The organism is Cupriavidus sp. 22TCCZM01-5, assembly GCF_057798915.1.
The window spans coordinates 1-18977 of record NZ_JBYOJR010000028.1 but is presented as its reverse complement, the minus strand read 5'-3'; the positions used below and the strand labels follow the sequence as shown (position 1 = coordinate 18977).

General features: G+C 62.7%; 13 protein-coding genes. All 13 read left to right on the top strand.

Annotation, left to right across the window (positions count from 1 at the left end):
• Window positions 1–699, top strand: a complete 699-nt coding sequence (gene flgH / locus AC3FNH_RS22925) for a flagellar basal body L-ring protein FlgH (protein WP_276102853.1) — start codon at window positions 1–3, stop codon at window positions 697–699.
• On the top strand, window positions 683–1852 hold the full coding sequence (locus AC3FNH_RS22920) for a flagellar basal body P-ring protein FlgI (protein ID WP_276102854.1): 1170 nt from the start codon (window positions 683–685) through the stop codon (window positions 1850–1852). Before flgH ends, AC3FNH_RS22920 begins: the two co-directional genes overlap by 17 nt.
• The gene (gene flgJ / locus AC3FNH_RS22915) at window positions 1852–2895 is read left to right on the top strand and encodes a flagellar assembly peptidoglycan hydrolase FlgJ (protein ID WP_488721676.1); all 1044 of its coding nucleotides are present in this window, start codon (window positions 1852–1854) and stop codon (window positions 2893–2895) included. Before AC3FNH_RS22920 ends, flgJ begins: the two co-directional genes overlap by 1 nt.
• Window positions 2896–3043: 148 nt before the next feature.
• Window positions 3044–4936 (top strand): flagellar hook-associated protein FlgK, encoded by a 1893-nt coding sequence (flgK, locus tag AC3FNH_RS22910; RefSeq protein ID WP_488721675.1) that lies wholly within the window; start codon window positions 3044–3046, stop codon window positions 4934–4936.
• Between the two features lie 35 nt (window positions 4937–4971).
• Entirely contained in the window at window positions 4972–6204 is a 1233-nt protein-coding gene (flgL, locus tag AC3FNH_RS22905) for a flagellar hook-associated protein FlgL (protein WP_488721674.1), read from the top strand.
• A gap of 566 nt (window positions 6205–6770) precedes the next feature.
• The gene (locus AC3FNH_RS22900) at window positions 6771–7124 is read left to right on the top strand and encodes a tyrosine-type recombinase/integrase (protein ID WP_488721673.1); all 354 of its coding nucleotides are present in this window, start codon (window positions 6771–6773) and stop codon (window positions 7122–7124) included.
• 889 nt (window positions 7125–8013) lie between these two features.
• Window positions 8014–9075 (top strand): SPFH domain-containing protein, encoded by a 1062-nt coding sequence (locus tag AC3FNH_RS22895; RefSeq protein ID WP_488721672.1) that lies wholly within the window; start codon window positions 8014–8016, stop codon window positions 9073–9075.
• Between the two features lie 12 nt (window positions 9076–9087).
• Entirely contained in the window at window positions 9088–9774 is a 687-nt protein-coding gene (locus tag AC3FNH_RS22890; RefSeq protein WP_488721671.1) for a hypothetical protein, read from the top strand.
• 26 nt (window positions 9775–9800) lie between these two features.
• Complete coding sequence (locus AC3FNH_RS22885) at window positions 9801–11981, top strand: zinc finger domain-containing protein (RefSeq protein WP_488721670.1); 2181 nt, start codon at window positions 9801–9803, stop codon at window positions 11979–11981.
• Window positions 11978–12670, top strand: coding sequence for a hypothetical protein (locus AC3FNH_RS22880; protein ID WP_488721669.1), 693 nt, complete (start codon window positions 11978–11980; stop codon window positions 12668–12670). The genes AC3FNH_RS22885 and AC3FNH_RS22880 overlap by 4 nt, the downstream gene beginning before the upstream one ends.
• Window positions 12671–13882: 1212 nt before the next feature.
• Window positions 13883–16078 (top strand): type I secretion system permease/ATPase, encoded by a 2196-nt coding sequence (locus AC3FNH_RS22875; RefSeq protein WP_488721668.1) that lies wholly within the window; start codon window positions 13883–13885, stop codon window positions 16076–16078.
• Window positions 16062–17450 carry an HlyD family type I secretion periplasmic adaptor subunit gene (locus tag AC3FNH_RS22870; RefSeq protein WP_488721667.1) on the top strand — a complete coding sequence of 463 codons (1389 nt, stop codon included), beginning with the start codon at window positions 16062–16064 and terminating at the stop codon, window positions 17448–17450. Before AC3FNH_RS22875 ends, AC3FNH_RS22870 begins: the two co-directional genes overlap by 17 nt.
• An 84-nt stretch (window positions 17451–17534) precedes the next feature.
• On the top strand, window positions 17535–18977 hold a 1443-nt coding region (locus AC3FNH_RS22865), incomplete at its 3' end, for a cadherin-like domain-containing protein (protein WP_488721666.1).

The following is an 18977-nucleotide window of genomic DNA, read 5'->3' as shown; positions in this document are numbered from 1 at the left end:
ATGGCCAACATGCTTTCCCGCCTGGGCGCGCGCGTTCTGTATTGCCTGGCCGGCCTGGCATTGCTGGCCAGCGGCGGCTGCGCGCTGATGCCGCGCGAGCCGCTCGTGCAGTTGCCGACCACCGCGCGCGCCGAACCGCGCCCGATGGGTCCAGCAACCGGATCGATCTTCGCGTCCTCTTATGCCGGCAACCCGCTGTTCGAGGACCGCAGGCCGCGCAATGTGGGCGATATCCTGACGATCGTCATCACCGAGAACGTCAACGCCACCAAGAATTCGGGCAGCAATGCGAGCCGCACCGGCAGTACCTCGCTGGCATTCGACGCCGTGCCCAAGGCACTGGCCGGCTTGTTCAGCAGCAGCTCGAATGCGAGCATCAATGGCGCGAACGCGCTGAAGGCCAGCGGCGGCGCCAGCGCGGCCAACACCTTTAACGGCACCATCACCGTGACCGTGCTGGAGGTGCTGCCCAACGGCAATCTGGTGGTGTCCGGCGAAAAGCAGCTCGCCATCAACCAGGGCGCGGAATTCATTCGCTTCTCGGGCGTGGTCAACCCACGCACCATCACCGGCGACAACGGTGTGCTGTCTACCCAGGTGGCCGATGCCCGCATCGAGTACACCGCCAAGGGCTACATCGACGAAGCACAGAACATGGGCTGGCTGCAGCGCTTCTTCCTCAATGTCTCTCCGTTCTGATCCGTCCATGTCCGCTCCGATGCTTGCCCGTTTCCTGTCGAGCCTGCTCAAGGCCAGCGTCACTGCGCTGGCCGTGGTGGTGGCGTTCGGCTTTGCCGCCAACTTTGCCCGTGCGGAACGCCTGAAGAACCTGGCGACGTTCCAGGGCGTGCGCGACAACCCGCTGGTGGGCTACGGCCTGGTGGTCGGCCTGGACAATACCGGCGACCAGACCATGCAGACGCCGTTCACCACGCAGAGCCTGACCAACATGCTCTCGCAGCTCGGCATCACGCTGCCGGCCGGCAAGAACATGCAGCTCAAGAACGTGGCGGCGGTCATGGTGACGGCCACGCTGCCGGCCTTTGCCCAGCCGGGCAGCCAGCTCGACATCGTGGTGTCGTCAATGGGCAATGCCAAGAGCCTGCGCGGCGGTACGTTGCTGATGACGCCGCTCAAGGGCGCGGACGGGCAGGTCTATGCCATTGCGCAGGGCAATATGCTGGTCGGTGGCGCCGGTGCGTCGGCCAACGGCAGCAAGGTGCAGGTCAACCAGCTGGCGGTCGGCCGCATCGCCAATGGCGCGATTGTCGAGCGTGCTGTCGCGGCATTCCAGCCAGACGGCGGCATCATCAACCTCGAACTCAAGGACACGGATTTCGGCACGGCCGAGCGCGTGGTGGAGGCCATCAACCGCTCCATGGGCGGCGGCGTCGCCGCCGCGCTGGACGGGCGAGTGGTGCAGGTGCGCGCACCGGCGTCGCCCGCGGCGCGCGTGGGCTTCCTGGCCCGCATCGAGAGCATCGACGTCACCCCGGCCAAGGCCGCGGCCAAGGTCATCCTGAACGCCCGCACCGGTTCCATCGTGATGAACCAGGCCGTGACCGTGGAAGACTGCGCCGTGGCCCATGGCAATCTCTCGGTGGTGATCAACACCCAGCCGGTCATCAGCCAGCCCGCGCCGTTCAGTAACGGCCAGACCGTGGTGGCACCGGTGTCGCAGATCGACATGAAACAGCAGGGAGGATCGCTGCAGATCGTGAAGGCCGGTGCTTCGCTGGCGGCCGTGGTCAAGGGCCTGAACGCGCTGGGCGCGACGCCCGCGGATCTGCAGACCATCCTGGAGGCGATGCGCGCCGCCGGAGCGCTGCGCGCCGAGCTGGAGATCATCTGATGGACAGCGGCATCTCCGCGCAGGCGGACCTTTCGCAGCGCTTCGCGCTCGACACGCAGGGTTTCGAGGCGCTCAAGCAGAGCGCGCGCAATGGCTCCGACACGACTACGCTGCGCGCGGCAGCCAAGCAGTTCGAAGCGGTGTTCACGCAGATGGTGCTCAAGAGCATGCGCGACGCCACGCCGCAGGACGGCGTGTTCGACAGCGAACAGGGCAAGCTCTACATGTCGATGCTGGACCAGCAGCTGGCGCAACAAATGTCCTCGCGCGGCATTGGGCTGGCTGAGGTGATGGTCCGGCAACTGGCGCGAGCCACCGGCGCGCAGGTTCCGCAGGGCATGATCGGTGCCAACGCGGCACCGGGTGCAACGGGCACTGCCGCGGCCGACGCCGAGATGGCGCAACTGCTGGACAGCCGCGGCGCAGGCGCCGCCGCAGCGGATGGCGGTGTGCCCGCGATTGGCACCGTGGTGCCGGGCACGAGCTGGAATCCCATGGCCGGCCTGCGTCAGTACCGCTCGCAAGGTGATGACGGACAGGGCCAGGGGCAGGGCGAAAGCGGCATCGGGCCCTTGCCTGACGATGCGCCGGCCCACGTCACCGCCTTCGTCGCGCGCATGTCGGGCCCCGCCGAAGCGGCATCGCGCGCCAGTGGCGTGCCGGCGCGGCTGATCGTAGGCCAGGCTGCACTGGAATCCGGCTGGGGCCGGCGCGAGATCGCGCACCCGGACGGCAGCACGACGTTCAACGTCTTTGGCATCAAGGCCGGGGCGAACTGGAAGGGCCGCGTGGCCGAAGTCACGACCACCGAGTATGTCGACGGCCAGCCGCAGAAGGTGCGTGCGCGCTTCCGCGCCTATGGCTCGTACGAAGAAGCCTGCGCCGACTACGCGCGCTTGCTGACCAACAATCCGCGTTACTCGGCGGTGGTGTCGGCAGGCTCGGCCGATGAAGCGGCCCATGGCCTGCAGCGTGCGGGCTACGCCACCGATCCGGCTTACGGGCAAAAGCTCGTGCAGATCATGAAGAAGGTGTCGGCATAAGTCCGTCGCGGGGACGCCATCAGGCCGCTATCCGCCTGGCGTCCGGATGGTCCTAAAGTCTCCCGCCCGGATTGCCGATAACTAGCACATTCCCTGCCGCCGTGCCGATGTGCCGGAGGCATCCAACAGCATCCGGGGTCAGAGCAACATGTCTCTCTTCAGCATTGGTCTTTCCGGCCTGAACACGGCGCAGAACGCGCTGACGACGACCAGCCACAACTTTGCCAACTCGGCCACTGAAGGTTACACGCGGCAGAACACCATCGTGGCATCGTCGGGCGGCCAGTACACCAGCCAGGGCTTTTTTGGCATGGGGTCGAATACCACCACGGTGATGCGCGTCTATGACGAGTTCCTGACCGGCCAGCTGCGCGGCGCGCAGTCGGCCAGTTCGTCGCTGTCGACCTATTCCGACCAGATCAGCCAGATCGACAACCTGCTGGCAGACCAGAAGGGCGGCCTCGCGCCGCTGATGCAGAAGTATTTCGCCGCGGTGCAGGCCGTGGCCGACACCCCCGCGGATCCGGCGGCACGCCAGGGCATGCTGTCAGCCGGCCAGGCACTGGTGGGCCAGATGCGCGCGGCCAGCAATTACTTCGATCAGCTGCAATCGGGCGTAAACACGCAGGTCGGCTCCGCTGTCGATCAGATCAATGCCTATACCAGGCAGATCGCCAACGTCAACGGGGAAATCACCAAGCTCAAGGCAGCATCCGGCGGCCAGCCGCCCAACGACCTGCTGGATCAGCGCGACCAGGCCGTGGCCGAGCTGACCAAGCTGGTCGGCGCCAAGGTGGTGGTGCAGGACGGCGGTACCTACAACGTATTCGTCGGCAACGGCCAGCCGCTGGTGATGGGCACGGATTCCTACGGCCTGAAGGCGATTGCCTCGGCGGCCGATCCGAACCGTACGGTGGTTGGCTATACCCTCCCCAACGGCGCGGTGTATGAAAGCGAGGCCGGCACCATCACCGGTGGTTCACTGGGCGGGCTGCTGCAGTTCCGGACCGAAACGCTGGACTCGGCACAGAATGCTATCGGACGTCTGTCGCTGGCGATCGGCCAGTCCTTCAATGACCAGCACAAGCTGGGCATGGACCTGAACGGCGACATCGGCACGGACATGTTCAAGCTGGGCTCGGCAACCACGCTGCCCAATGCCAACAACACCGGCAGCGCGCAGGCGCAGGCCAGCATTCTCGACACCTCGCAGCTGACCACCAGCGACTACACGCTGAAGTTCGACGGCACCAACTACACCATCACGCGCCTGTCGGACAAGCAGGTCACGACGTCGGCGACCATGCCGGTCACGGTGGATGGTTTTACCGTGCAGCTGACCGGTACCATGAACCCGAACGATTCGTTCGTGATCCAGCCGACCCGCAATGCGGCAGCCGGATTCGACATGGCGATCACCGACCCCGCCAAGATCGCGGCGGCATCGCCCGCACGTGCCGACGCCGCCAGCACGAACATTGGTACCGGCAAGGCGTCGCTGAGCAAGGTCTCATCGCCTTTCAGTCTGCCGGCCAGCCCGATTACTGCTACCTACGTCGGTCCCGGCTATACGTTCAGTGACGCCTCTGGTCCGGTCACGCCGAGCAGCACGGTCGTCAATGGCTCGAACACTGAGTACACGATCAATGGCCTGAACTTCAGCTTCGGCGGCACGCCAAATGCCAACGACAAGTTCACGCTGTCGGCGAACACTGGCGCAGCGTCCAACAACGGCAACGCGCTGGCGCTGGCCAAGCTGCAGAACGCCAAGACCATCGGCGGCGGCGTGTCGAGCTTCAACGATGCCTACGCCCAGCTGGTCAATGACGTCGGCACGCGCGCCAAGTCCGTGCAGATCGCCTCCACCTCGCAGGACAGCATCACATCGCAGATTCGCACGGCGCAGCAATCGGTGTCGGGGGTGAACATGGATGAAGAAACGGTTTCCATGCTCAAGTTCCAGCAGCTCTACCAGGCCAACGCCCGGGTGATCCAGACGGCCAGCACGCTGTTCGACACCATCATCGGCATTGGCCGGTAAGCGGACCAGATCAAGAATTCGAGAAGGAACAGACAATGCGCGTCGCAAGCTCCACGCTCTACCAGCAAGGCCTGGCCTCGATGAACATGCAGCAGTCGTCGCTGCTTCACATCCAGCAACAGCTCGGCACTGGCCGCAAGGTACTTAACCCCTCCGACGATCCGGTTGCCGCTACGCGCGCGCTGACCACTTCGCAAGCCAGTGCGGTCAACGGCCAGTACGCCACCTCGCGCAAGCAGGCCAATACTGCGCTGGGCATGGGGGAAAACACGCTTTCCACCGTGACCACGGTGACGCAGAACATCCAGACGCTGCTGGTGCAGGCGGGCGACGGTACGCTCAGCGACGTGGATCGCGCCTCTCTGGCCACGGCACTGCAGGGCCAGTATGACCAGCTGCTGGGCCTGGCCAATGCCGATGACGGCAATGGCCAGTACCTGTTTGGCGGCACCATGTCGGGCTCGCCGCCGTTCGTTCAGGGTGGCGGCGGCGTCCAGTATGTCGGCAATACCGAGCAGCAGCAGTTCCAGGTAGACGTGGCTCGCCAGATGCCGGCCGGCAGCAACGGTCGTGCAGTGTTCCAGAGCGTGCAGGGCTCGGCCGGTTATGTGCTCAAGGGCAGCGGCAATACGAATACCGGCACTGCCAATACCGGCAACGCCACCTACGGCCAGGTATCCACGACCGACCCGACCAATCCGCTTTACGGTACCGCGCTCACGCTGTCGTTCGACGATAGCAGCGGCACGATGCAGTACACCATCAAGGACGCCTCCGGGACCGCGGTGGGCGGTACGCCGCTGAACTATAGCGAGCCCGCACAGATTGCCGTTGCCGGCATCACGTTCACGGTCAAGGGGACGCCGCAGAGCGGCGATACCATCTCCATGCAGCCGGCGAGCCAGGCTGGCACCGACATGTTCGCCAACCTGAAGTCGGTGATCGACGCCCTGAGCAAGCCGACGCCCGCCGCGGCCGATTCTGCCAACCTGTCGAATACCATTGCCACCGGCATCCGCCAGTTCTCCAATTCGCTGGACAATGTGCTGACCGTGCGTGCGTCGGTTGGCTCGCGCATGCAGGAGCTGGATGCGCTGGACACGATTGGCACCAACCGGGACCTGTCGTATTCCGCGACCCTGTCAAGCGTTCAAGACCTGGACTATGCTGCAGCGATCACTGAGTACTACCAGCGCCAGACTGCGCTGCAGGGTGCGCAGCAGTCGTTCATGCAGATTCAGGGGATGAATTTGTTCAAGTATCTGTAAGTCGGGAGCGGGGCGGGGAATCTGATGCTGTTTGATAGGAAAAGATAGCTCCGAACGACGGGAATAGAAAACTCCTTTCTGGCGTCAAATCATCCGCTATGCCTTGCCTGGTAAGGCTCGGAGTTATCTAATCCCGTTCTCCTTACTTCATTGTGCACCTGCACCGGAAGCTCAAGGGGAGGGGTTCAGGGTAGACCTCGCTACCTCTTTTCACATGGATCTTGGGGTAGCTGAAAGCGTAACTTCTCATGCGAGGCGTGACGCCCCAACACTACCTACTCGCTTAGCTTGTATCTCCCACTAGGCCCTCCACACTCCAATAACGCGTCATCGCAGCGCCTCACCGTTGCCACCCAGAGTCAGAACGGCGACTACCGACGACCTGACGTGGGAAAGCCTGACCCAGCCGGCAGGCGCTCCGGTCGAGGGCTGGTGGCTCACGGTGACCGGCAAGGGTGCCAAGGTGCGCCGGGTGCCCGTGTCGCCGGAGCGTCGTCGCGCGGCTTGCCGGCTATCTGACCGCGCGGGGCCTGCCGCCGGATCCGCGGCGCGCGGGCAGTGTCGCCTTGCTCGGTGCCGTGACCGACTCGGGCACGACTGCAGCACAGGGGAGCGCAGTAGGCCCGGACGCCGCGTCAGGCATCACGGGCAGCAGTTTCCACCGCCAGGTCAAGGCATTCTTCGTCCGGTGTGCGGCCAAGCTGGCGGACAGCGACCCCATGGCGGCAGGACGTCTGCGGCAAGCGAGTTCACACTGGCTGCGCCACACCCATGTCACGCATGCGCTGGATGCCGGCGTCCCGGTCCAGGTCGTGCAGCAGAACGTTGGCCACGCGTCGCTCGACACCACCTCACGCTACGTTCATACGGAGGATGCGCGTCGGCTGCAGGCCATGCGGCAAATGTGGAAGGAAGGTTGAATGGCAGACGGTAGCCTGGGACGATTCAGAAGAGCAAGGGAGACGGGCGCCTTGGAATAAAACGGGTGACTAAGCTCCGTATGCAACCAATTCTTACCTGCCTTGATATCCACGACTTGGCGACGCTGCTCGCCGTTACGCCGGCGACTATCCGCCGCCGCATGAGAACTTGCCCGTGGACCCTGCCACCGCCTGCCAATTTGGGCCCAGGCTTCCCAATACGTTGGCGACAAGCCGATGTCAAGTATTGGCTACAAGAGGAAGGCCTTGCCGGTGCGACCGCCCCGCCTTAATGGGCTGACTCGTCCGTGGGCACTAACTTTTCGATGTGCACGTGCGATTGCCGGCAATGCTTGGGGATGTCAGCGCGCTGAATCATGGTCGTGCTGGCGATGTCCGAGCAGTCTTGGCCTGCTATGTGCTGCCTCTCAACCAGACAAACGACCACGCCCCTCACCGCTGAGCAGCGTGATCGCAGCTACGTCGGAGACAGTGGCGAGACGACATAGAGATAAGTAGTTCCTCACATTGACTCAGCGGCGAAAAGGCGCACTCTGCTGAAACTTATATGAGAACGTTCTTAACCTGCGTGGTAAGTCCAGCTACTCCTGTAGAGGAAACGTGCCTCCGACTCCTGCCGGGGTATGGCTCCTCAACGGCCCCGCAACTTGTCCTTCTTGAACTGCAATCTTCAAAAGGAAAATTAAAGATTTCAGATTTTTGACCGTCAATCGTTCTGTCGTATTGGAATGCTTGTTTATAGGGGCGCCCCCCTCCCTTCGAGGGGAACACAGTTCGCAATGCTGGCTGTATAAACGAAGCCGCACAATTAAGCGGTAGCTTATAAGAATAAAGCGGCGACATTTCTTCTTGCGGGTGGGTAAAGGATATGGCAGTCATTGATTTGGTGAAGTGGAACGGCAGTCCCAACCTGCTGGCTTGGAAATTCCCTTCTGAAGAGCTGTCCACTTGGACACAACTCATCGTCAACGAATCCCAGGAAGCGTATGTTGTACGCGGGGGAACGTACGAAGGCCCGTTTGGCGCAGGTCGTCACACCCTAAGCACTGAAAACCTGCCGATTCTCCGTACGCTTATCGGCGTTCCGTTTGGGGGTAAATCCCCGTTCACAGCGGAAGTTTGGTACGTCAATCGAGTCACGAATCTCGACGTTCGGTGGGGCACACCGGATGCAATTCAGCTTCAAGATCCCAAGTATGGAATCATGGTTCCTGTCCGCGCCTTCGGACAGTACGGTATTCGCATCACCGAACCGAAGAAATTCCTTCTGAAGCTCGTTGGAACATTGTCCGGCTTCGACAGCGATACTCTGGCAGAGTATTTTCGAGGCGTGTTTATTACCCGCATCAAAACAGAGATCGCGAACGCCATCACGCGTGCCGGACTTTCCGTCCTCGAAATCAGTACGCAACTCGAATCCCTATCTGACGCACTAAAAATTTCGCTGTCCGCTGAAATGGCGGAATACGGAGTGGGACTCGCCCAGTTCAACATCCATTCCATCAACGTTCCCGAGGAAGACCCCGCCGTCAAGAGCCTAAAGAGCGCGCTGGCGAAACGCGCGGAGATGGGAATTATCGGCTTCACTTATCAGCAAGAAAGAAGTTTTGACGTCATGGAAACGGCTGCCGGCAACGAAGGTGCCGCCGGCACAGTTCTTGGAGCTGGCCTCGGTTTAGGCATGGGTGTAGGCATGGGTCCGGCCCTAGGGCAAGGCTATTCCCAGCTCGCCACGCAAATTCAGCCTCAGGCACCGATACCCACCCCCCCATCGCCACAACAGCCTTCTGCCGCTCCAAGCAGTGGACAAGGTCGAATTAGCCCTGCGGAAAGAATTCAACTACTCAAGGAACTGGCCGAACTCCGGGGATCTGGGGTTCTTACAGATGCCGAGTTTGAAGCCGAGAAGCAGAAGATTCTGGCGAGCTAACGAAGGTAAACAATGAATATCAAAGGAAAGCTCGCCATCGCCGGCGCGCTGGTGGCGCTCACACTTCTTTTGGCACTCTATGCCTTGCTGCCGACAGGTGCCTGGAGTCTTACGGTCACCTGCTCTGCGATTGCCGTGGCTCTACTGGCGGGCACACTGATTTACCTCCCCAGCCCGCTTGCACCGTCGGCGAAGACTAACGCCGGAAGGCTCGCACTGCTGGGTCCGATGGGGCTGACCATCGCCGTCGCCTTCCTCCTTGCTTGTGCTGCCCTTCTCGTTGCGCTGTTCTCCCGTGATGCGTTCGCCTGGACACTTCTGATTCTCTCCATCGGAAGCTTTGTCGTGGGAAGTGTTCTGGCTAGCTCCGCAGCCACGATTGTGGACAAGGCAGTTCAGGCCTCAGCCCCTCGATATCAGCACGAGTGGAGGCATCAGCTGCAGGCGCTTGCCGGCAGCTTCGGCGACAAAACTATTGCAGACCGTTGCGCAAAGCTGGCGGAAGACATGCGATACGCCCCTTCCCCCGTTATTGGCGTTGCCGTGCCGGAAGCTGAAGCAATAGCCGCCGAAATAAGCGTGCTGCACGCAGCCGCCACCAGCGCGGATATGGATAAGGCAAATCTGACCTTGAGCAAGCTTGAACGCCTGCTCACGCAGCACTGGCAAGCCATGATTGCCGCTCGCTCACATGCATAACGACTGATTAAACGGGGAGAAGTGGTTTGGAAAATAGTGAGCACAAGCTCATCTGCAAGGGCTGCGGAGCGAGTCTGGAGTACTCGGCCGGAGCGCGCGCCCTAAAATGCGTATATTGCTCGGCCGTCACGGAGATTCCTGCGGCAGAAGAGGAAGCACTGGCGGATGCACCGACCCTCGTTGTGCCAATGGCTGTTACTAGGGCGCAGCTGGAAGACGCCGTCTATCAGCACCTGGCCTCCGGTAAGTACACACCAGACAACCTGCTAGAACATGCCACCTTTACCAAGGTCGAGCAGTTCTATGCACCGGCCTATGTTTTCTCCGGGCGTTTTGAAGCCGAGTGGACCGCCAGTTTTGGTTATGACCGGACCGAGCACTATACCGTGTTCGAGCGCGACGCCCAGGGGAACTCGCGGCCGGTGACGAAAACTAAGACCGTCACCGACTGGCGCCCGGTAAACGGTACCGACTCCGGAAGGTTCGCTGTGCTGACATACGCCGGCAGTCGTCTGCAGCAGAGCGCGCTTCCGCTTACCTCAAATCTCATTGAACTTTGCCAGGGGCGTGCTGACGCCACCGACTACGACGTGTCGTACACGAGTGGCGTGGAGATCGAAGCGTTCTCCGTTACTCAGTCGGACGCGTATCAAGGCAGAGGTGAAACGCTCGTCAATGCTGTCATCGACGATAGCGTCAAACAACACGCCCAGGGTGACCACCAGAAAGACTGGCATTGGACTGCGTCTACCTCAAAGCAGTGCTCTACGCTGATATTGCCTGTCTGTCGTGTCGTCTACGAATACGAGGGAAACTCGTATGAGGTTTGGACGGACGGCACGAGCACGGCGAATCTCGTGGCTGACGCCTCGCCAGAAGACCACAGCAGAAAGAAATCGGTGCGGATGGGGTTCATCCCCGCCGCGGTCGCCGCCGTTTCAGCAGGGGGTATTACCTTCTTTGGTGGCAATGCAGTTGGGCACATCGACAGCCCAGGACTGATGCTAGGTGCTGTTGGTGCGGCAGTGCTCTATGGCGCTGTTCGACGCCACTCGATCCTCTCTTACTCACAGCGCCTGCGTCAGTCACTACTTGCGCAGAAGAAGCTCGCCGCCACCAATACCTCCGAGCTCGACGACGAGCAACGCAAGAAGCTGATGGACGCTTGCCAGCGCCCGAATCGTCCGGCGCTATCTACTACTGCACGAGACAAGCTTGTTCTGCCATTGGCTTCGCTCGTGGCACTGGCTGCAGTGTTGGTGCCGCCTCTGTCGAAGGGGGTGAGAACAAGGGCAGGTGAGTCGGAAGTCATCGCATCGCGAAACATTGCAACTTACGAGGCACCACGCGCGACTCCAGTGCAGGAGACCCCGAGCGTAACCGAGGTGCAACAGCCTGCTCCGGCGGCGCAGCCGGCGCCCGAGGTAGCACCTCAGGCACAGCCAGCCCCGCCTTCGCCGCCACCTCAACCGTCAGCGCCCGCGAATGCCGCGACCTTGCCGCAGGATATTGGCGGTGTATTGCAATATGTCGCCGCGGCCGACTGGGTTAACGTCGATGCGCTTACCGAGCGTATTCAGCGGCAGGCGGCGCCGTCGGCGGGAAGCCGCGACCGTGCTACGGCTCGAAGTGCGAACGTTGAAGGAAAGGCAGCCCTCCAACGAGCTGACTATAGCCAGGCAATTCTCTCTTTCAAGCGCGGCGTTGAGGCTGACCCGGTAGACATTGAGCTGCTCAACAACCTCGGGTATGCGCTGAGCGAAGGCGGTCAGCACGCGGATGCATTGACGGTGCTCGGGGAAGTTCTGCATCGCGCGCCACGTAGGACGGCGGCGTGGGCGAATCTCTCGACCAGCCTCGCAGAACTGGGACAGACTGAACAAGCCAAATTTGCCCTAATGGCGGGGCTGCACTTCTCGGGTCAGCGCGAGCGAACGATTGAGTTCTTGCGTCAGCAGAGCACGGCCGGGCGTTCGAGTGCTGTTCGGGAAGTGAGCAACGCGGTCTACCAAGGGGCGGACACCGTTCCTACGCTGGTGGCACAGGGACAGCCGGCACCGACCCCAAGACTTGTATCTGACCAAGAGCGGGGTGCAGGAGCTAAGCCCTCGGAAGCTCGCGCGCGAGCACAGGCCGAAGATGCATATGTGAAGCAGATGAATCAGCAGCTTGAACGCCAACTCAAAGAACTGAACTCGCAACGATGAAAACAAGTGCTAACTTCGCAATTTGCACTATCACCTCCGCCTGTCTTCTTCTGTCCGGTTGCGCCACGAACGGAACCGTTAGCGGTTCCAATGCGGGCGACCAAGCAGCCGTCGGTGCAGGATTGGGAGCCGTCGCGGGTTTCGCGCTGTGCAAGGCCGTTGGCGGCTCCAATGTGGCCTGCAGGAATGCAGCTCTCCTGGCAGGCGCTGCAGGGGGCTTCCTCGGTTGGCGAAATGGTAAGGAAAAGGACCTGTCCGAAGCTAGGGCTCTCGAGGCTTCACTAAAGGCTCAGAATATGCCGGTCAAGACCGACATGGCGACGGTGGTTCAGAAGGATGATGCAGGCAAGAATGTCAATGTCGATGCATGGAAAGGAACTACTGTCGGCTTGCCTCCAACCATGCTGGCCAAGCGCAGCCCCGACCTTCAGAAGAGCGTGGAGCTCACCGGTAAGCTTGCAGCTTCACGGTCGGAGCCATGCCAAGTTCTCGTTTCAGTCCCACCGAACGATAAGTCTGCAGTCGTGGGTTGGTTGAATAACGGTATGGCCCAAGCCGGGAAGGCCGGACAGCCGGCTCCCGACGTACGGGTGGTGGCGAGCAAGCCTGGCGATGTCCCGTTCCTACGAGTCCAGCCGCAGAACCAGCAACAGTTTGCCGATGCCCCCCGCTCGGCAACGGTAGGGTAAGCCAAGCTGCTCCTCAGCTATCAGTGGCGATACATCTCGCCGGCGTTAGACCGGCGAGATGCTCGGGCCGGATATGTTCGCGCGGAAGTTTTACTATGACGACTTCTGCGCGTGGCCTCAAACCAGGTATGCGCCCGACGTAGACCGTGTACCCCGGTCATGCCTTTGCATTTGGCAACGATAATACCCGCAGCCCGACCTATTCCCTGAAGCCTCCTTCGTCCTCTTCTCGCCAATTCCACTGAGGCCGAGTTATGACGAGGAAAAGAGGCCGACCATGGTCGAGACAAAGAACAAAGGCGCCTTTGCGATGGTGCTGCATGGGGCCAAGTATCTAGATGCCACCTCCCAGCCTTTGCAAAAGCGGACAATCGCCAGTTGGTAGAACGGGACACTTTGATTGCAGCCACCCGCCATCGAAATTGACCCTTGATCCCGGGTCCGCCCTGGTGGCTAATCAGTGTCCGGTCTATTGTTTGTCACGCGCCCACATTAGTAATCCACACCGAGGGGTGGCTTACTAACGACGGATCGAGTGGCGGCACCGCTGGAGGTCGAGCAGCTAATCACCGAACCGGTTGATGTGCTCGCGTTGCACTGGCCACGGCCACCGCCCTGCTGCGCGAGCATGGTTGTATCTCCTGGCTTATCCGCCTGCTTCCGCTTCTCAATGCTGGCTGGGACAGCACTCTGGGAAACGTGATCAGCCATGCCGCGACCGTTTCGACCGACCTGTCCAAGAGCGCAGCGCGACTGTGGCAGGAAACGCAGAGGCGCCAACCATGCCGGCAGCCCGGTTCGCCAAGGGCGGCGAGCCGCTGGATCCAGGCGCAGATAGCCGACTATGGCCTGACGCTGCGAAGAATGGCAGTGATCGCCGCGCGAGTCGCCTGCAGCAAGGCCTTGCGCCATTCTTGACTTCGCACTGTGACTACTCCAAATGGATGACCCTGCACCCAGGTGCCTACGTGGCGCAGCAGGCCATTTGGACGATGCCCTGGCACAGGGACTTTCATTATGCTGGTGCTGACATCACACCAATGGTATCTGGGGGAAGCCATGGATGGATGCTTGGAAAGCGGACGCCGGCTCTCCGCAGGGCACGGCGTGTCCGAGCTGACTGAAAAGGCAGCGGCGGCAGCGGAGCTGGCTGGAACGACGCGCCGGTGCCGTGTCCCGATGTTGAACTTTGCGAACGCGTAGCGGGTCGCCATGGATGCCGCTACCGCAGCGCCCGTTCCGCAGGCGGCAGACGCCGACTGGGAACTGCCGTCCGCCGCGCAGCCGCGAGCGGATGCCGACGATCCGCTGTTGGGATGCTTGCTCTGGCTGACGCGCGCCTTCCATCGGCCGGTATCGGCCGAAGCCTTGCTGGCAGGCTTGCCGCTCGAAGCCAACCGCCTGAGCCCAGACTTGTTCCCGCGCGCGGCGGCGCGAGCCGGCATATCAGCCAGGCTGGTCCGGCGCAGCCTCGACGACATCCCTGACCTGGTGCTGCCGGCGGTCCTGCTGCTCAGGTCGAGGCAGGCCTGCTTGCTGGTGCGTCGTCAGGACGACGGCCGCTTCCTGGTCGCGATGCCGGAAGCAGGCGATGGCGAGCAGGCGCTCACGCGCGAGGAACTGGAAGCCCGCTACGCCGGACATGCCATCTTTGCGCGCCCCGCGCACCGCTTCGAAGCCGCGGCTGAAGCGGATGCGGCGCGGCCGCGCCAGTGGTTCTGGGGCGCGATGCGCCAGTCATGGCCGCTCTATGGCGAAGTGCTGGTGGCCTCGCTGCTGCTCAGCCTGTTCGCGCTGGCCATGCCGCTGTTCACCATGAATGTGTATGACCGCGTGGTGCCTAACCATGCGATGGAAACATTGTGGGCACTGGCGATCGGCGTCGGCCTGGTCATTGGCTTCGACCTGCTGATGCGTACCTTGCGCGGCTACTTCGTCGATGTGGCCGGCAGGCGCATCGATGTCACGGTCTCCGCCTGCGTGTTCGAGCGCGTGCTGGGCATCCAGATGAAGGCCCGGCCGGCCTCGGTAGGCAGCCTGAGCAGCCAGTTGCAGGAGTTCGAGTCGGTACGTGAGTTTCTCACCTCGGCAACCATTACCACGCTGATCGACCTGCCATTCGCTATGGTCTTCATCGCGGCAATGTTCTGGGTGGGCGGGCCGCTGGCATCGGTGCCGCTGCTGACGGTGCCGCTGGTCATCGGCGTGAGCGTGGCACTGCAGGGCCCGCTGTCGCGGGCGGTTCGCGCCACCAGCGCCTGTGCCGCCCAGCGCCAGGCCGCGCTGGTCGAAACACTGGTCGGACTGGAAACCATCAAGACCACTGGCTCGGAAGGCAGCGCCCAACGCAACTGGGAGCAGGTGGTGGGGCAGATGGCCAGGCTTGGGCTGAAGTCGCGCCTGCTGTCCGCCTGCGTGATCAACTTCTCGCTATTCGCCCAGCAGGCCGCAGCGCTGGCGGTGGTGGTGCTGGGCGTGTATCTGATTGCCGAAGACCGCCTCACCACGGGCGGGCTGATTGCCTGCACCATCCTCGCCGGCAGGGCACTGGCCCCGCTGTCGCAGATGGCGGCGCTGGCCACGCGCTATCACCAGGCCCGCACGGCGCTGGCCGGGCTGGACCGCATGATGGCGTTGCCGGTCGAGAGGCCGCCAGAAAAGCGCTTTGTCCATCGCCCGCCGCTGCGCGGCGAGATCGAGTTTCGCCAGGTCAGCTTCCGCTACCCGGGGCGTGCCAGCGCCGCACTGGACGAGGTTTCGTTCCGCATCGCCAGCGGCGAGCGGGTTGGGCTAATCGGGCGCATCGGTTCGGGCAAGACCACGATCGAGAAGCTCATCCTGGGCCTCTATGCCCCGGACGCCGGCACCGTGCTGGTAGACGGCACCGAAGTGCGCCAGCTCGATCCGACGGCGCTGCGGCGCGATATCGGCTATGTGCCGCAGGACGTCGTGCTGTTCAGTGGCACCGTGCGCGACAACATCGTCATGGGGGCGCCCCATGCCGGCGACGAGGCGGTCCTGCGCGCGGCGCGGCTTGGCGGCGTCAGCGATTTCGTCGACCGCCTTCTGGACGGCTTCGATCTGCGCCTGGGCGAGCGGGGAGAGGGCCTGTCGGGCGGTCAGCGCCAGGCCATTGCCATCGCCCGTGCCGAATTGTTGCAGCCACCGCTGCTGCTGCTGGACGAACCCAGCAGCGCGATGGACAACCGTACCGAAGAACTGTTCAAGGCGCGCCTGGCTGACGCATTGGGTGGCCGGACTCTGATCCTGGTGACGCATCGTGGTTCGCTGCTCAGCCTCGTGGACCGGCTTATCGTGATGGACCAGGGACGCATCGTTGCCGACGGGCCCAAGGCCGAGGTGCTGAGCGCCCTCGCGGGGAGGAAGCTTCATGTCGCCGCGGCCTGAGCCGGGCCGCGCCCCGCTGGCGCGGCGCATCCTGTCGGCCCTGCGGGCGCCGGACGATGACAGCGCCTTTATGAGCGAGCGCAATGCCGCAGCGTTCGCCGCGCCGCGCCGCTTTGCGCACTGGATACTTTGGGCCACGCTGGCGTTTGTGCTGGTCGGCCTCGCCTGGGCCGCGCTGGCGCGGGTGGACGAGGTCACGGTGGGCGAGGGCAAGGTGATTCCCTCCAGCCAAGTCCAGGTGGTGCAGAACCTCGAAGGCGGGATCGTCGCGGAAATCATGGTGCGGCCAGGGCAGGTGGTGAGCAAGGACCAGCCCCTCATGCGCATCGACGACACCCGCTTCACTGCCTCCTACAACGAGGGGCGGACGAAGGACGATGCCCTGGTGGCCCGGATCGCCCGGTTGAGCGCCGAGGCCGGTGGCCAGCCGTTTGGCGCCGCTACGGACGCGGAAACCGGAAACCGGGGGTTCGTGACTGAGGAACGTTCCTTGTATGAATCACGCAAGCGCGCCCTGGAAGCCAATCTTGCGGTGCTGCGCCAGCAGGGGGAGCAGCGTCGCCAGGAGCTGTCGGAGAAGCGCTCGCGCGAGCAGCAGTTGCGGCAGAGCCACGGGCTGGTGTCGCGGGAGCTGGCCATGATGCGCCCCATGGTGGCGCAGGGCGTAGTTTCGGAGGTGGACCTGCTGCGGCTGGAGCGCCAGGCCAACGACCTGCAGGGCGAGCTCGATGCCACACGACTGGCCATGCCGCGCCTAGATGCGGCCTACCGCGAGATCCAGAAGAAAATCGAGGAAATCACCACGCATTTCCGCGCCGAGGCCATGCAGGATCTCAACCAGGCCAAGGCCGAACAGCAGGCGCAGAGTGCAACCAATACCGCGCTGCAGGACCGTGTTGACCGCACCCTGGTGCGCGCCCCGCTGGCCGGCATCGTCAAGCAGGTCAAGATCAATACCGTCGGCGGCGTGATTCAGCCCGGCATGGATCTGGTGGAAATCGTGCCGCTGGAAGACACGCTGCTGGTGGAGGCGCGGGTGCGGCCGGCCGACATTGCCTTCCTGCGCCCGGGGCAGCCGGCCATGGTCAAGCTGTCAGCCTACGATTTTTCGATTTACGGCGGCTTCCCGGGCACGGTGGAACATATCAGCGCCGATACGCTGACGCCTGATCGTCCTGGTGAACGCCCCGAGAGCTACTACCTGGTGAGGGTGCGCACCCGGGGCAACCGTCCGACCGGCAGCACTGAACAAGTCGTAATCCTGCCTGGCATGGTAGCCACGGTGGACGTGCTGACCGGTCAGAAGACCATCCTGCACTACCTGCTTAAGCCGATTGTCAAGACCAAGGAAACGGCGTTTCGGGAACGCTGAACGAAAACGCGGGCAGCCGTTCCGCGCATCACGATGACAGGCATGGCCGGACAAACGGGCTGCCATTCATGACGGAGGGAAATCATGGCCACACTGAGCGGTACGAACGGGAACGACAACATCATCGGAACCGCCACGAACGACATCATTCTCAGTGGCAACGGCAATGACTACGTCTCGGCTGGCGATGGCAATGATTATGTCGATGGCGGCAACGGCGACGACATCATTGAAGGCGGTAGTGGCAATGACACCCTACTGGGCGGCAATGGCAAGGACCGGGTGTTCGGCGGCCTCGGCAACGACAGCCTGGCAGGCGGCAATGGTGTCGATGCAGTCTATGGCGGCAGCGGCGACGATGTGATCGGCAGCGTCGACAGCGTTCCCGGCGCGAACGGAAGCGACAACGGCGGCGATACGCTGTACGGCGACGGCTTCGACACCTATGCCGACTATCTGGCGGGCCGCGGCCATGAGTCGCCCCAGCCCGGCAATGACCGCATCTACGGTGGCAATGGCGACGACCTGATCTACGGCGACAATGGCAACAACGCGGAGATTGGGGGCAACGATTTCCTGTTCGGCGGCAACGGCAATGACACCATTTACGGCGAGGGCGGCAACGACACCGTCCAGGGCGGTGCAGGCGCCGACACGCTGAGCGGCGGCCGTGGCAACGACGTGTTCGTCTATGCCTCGGTGTCGGATTCCACCGCTGCCAGCATGGACGTCATCACCGACTTTGTCCGCGGCTCCGACCACATCGATCTGCGTCCGGTCCTGGGCGATGCCGGCTTCGCTTGGGGCGGGCGTACACCCACGGCTCATGGTGCCTGGTTCCAGCAATCCGGAGGCAATACTTACGTCTATGTGGATGTCGACGGCAATCCCGCCACGGCGGAAATGGTGATCCGGCTCAATGGCACACATGAGCTGACCAAGTCCGACTTTGCCGGCTACGATAACCACGCCCCCGTTGCCGCCGAGGACGCCAATGGCATCCGCGAGGACAATTCGCCGAACCCCATCAGCGGCAACGTCCTGTCGAATGACAGCGACGTGGACGGCAATGTCCTGGCAGTGGTCAATCCCGGCATCTACACGGGGCAGTACGGTACGCTGACCCTGAGTGCCGATGGCACCTATTCCTATACGCTGAATAATGGCAGCAGTGAGGTGCAGGCTCTTTGTGACGGCGAACATGTCCAGGATGTGTTCAGCTACGGCGCAACAGACGGCCAGGCCAATATGGCTTCGACCTTGAGCATCCGGATCACGGGTGCCAATGACGGGGCGACGATCACCGCCTCGGCGAATGAACATACGGCAGTATCGGAAGCTGCCAGTCCGGGTAATGCGCTGGAAAATGTTGCATTGGCCAGCGGCACGCTGACCGTGCACGACGTGGACGCTGGCCAGGCGCACTTTGCCGCGGTGGCGCCGGAGAGCCTCGCGGGCACCTATGGCACCTTCACGTTCGACAGCGGCACCGGCGCCTGGAGCTACACGCTCGACAACGGCAAGGCC

Bases quoted from the DNA above. Each gene is read 5' to 3' on its own strand.
- AC3FNH_RS22920 (WP_276102854.1), top strand. From the start codon at position 683: ATGTCTCTCCGTTCTGATCCGTCCATGTCCGCTCCGATGCTTGCCCGT.
- flgH (WP_276102853.1), top strand. From the start codon at position 1: ATGGCCAACATGCTTTCCCGCCTGGGCGCGCGCGTTCTGTATTGCCTG.
- AC3FNH_RS22890 (WP_488721671.1), top strand. From the start codon at position 9,088: ATGAATATCAAAGGAAAGCTCGCCATCGCCGGCGCGCTGGTGGCGCTC.
- AC3FNH_RS22875 (WP_488721668.1), top strand. From the start codon at position 13,883: ATGGATGCCGCTACCGCAGCGCCCGTTCCGCAGGCGGCAGACGCCGAC.
- flgK (WP_488721675.1), top strand. From the start codon at position 3,044: ATGTCTCTCTTCAGCATTGGTCTTTCCGGCCTGAACACGGCGCAGAAC.
- flgL (WP_488721674.1), top strand. From the start codon at position 4,972: ATGCGCGTCGCAAGCTCCACGCTCTACCAGCAAGGCCTGGCCTCGATG.
- AC3FNH_RS22895 (WP_488721672.1), top strand. From the start codon at position 8,014: ATGGCAGTCATTGATTTGGTGAAGTGGAACGGCAGTCCCAACCTGCTG.
- AC3FNH_RS22880 (WP_488721669.1), top strand. From the start codon at position 11,978: ATGAAAACAAGTGCTAACTTCGCAATTTGCACTATCACCTCCGCCTGT.
- AC3FNH_RS22870 (WP_488721667.1), top strand. From the start codon at position 16,062: ATGTCGCCGCGGCCTGAGCCGGGCCGCGCCCCGCTGGCGCGGCGCATC.
- flgJ (WP_488721676.1), top strand. From the start codon at position 1,852: ATGGACAGCGGCATCTCCGCGCAGGCGGACCTTTCGCAGCGCTTCGCG.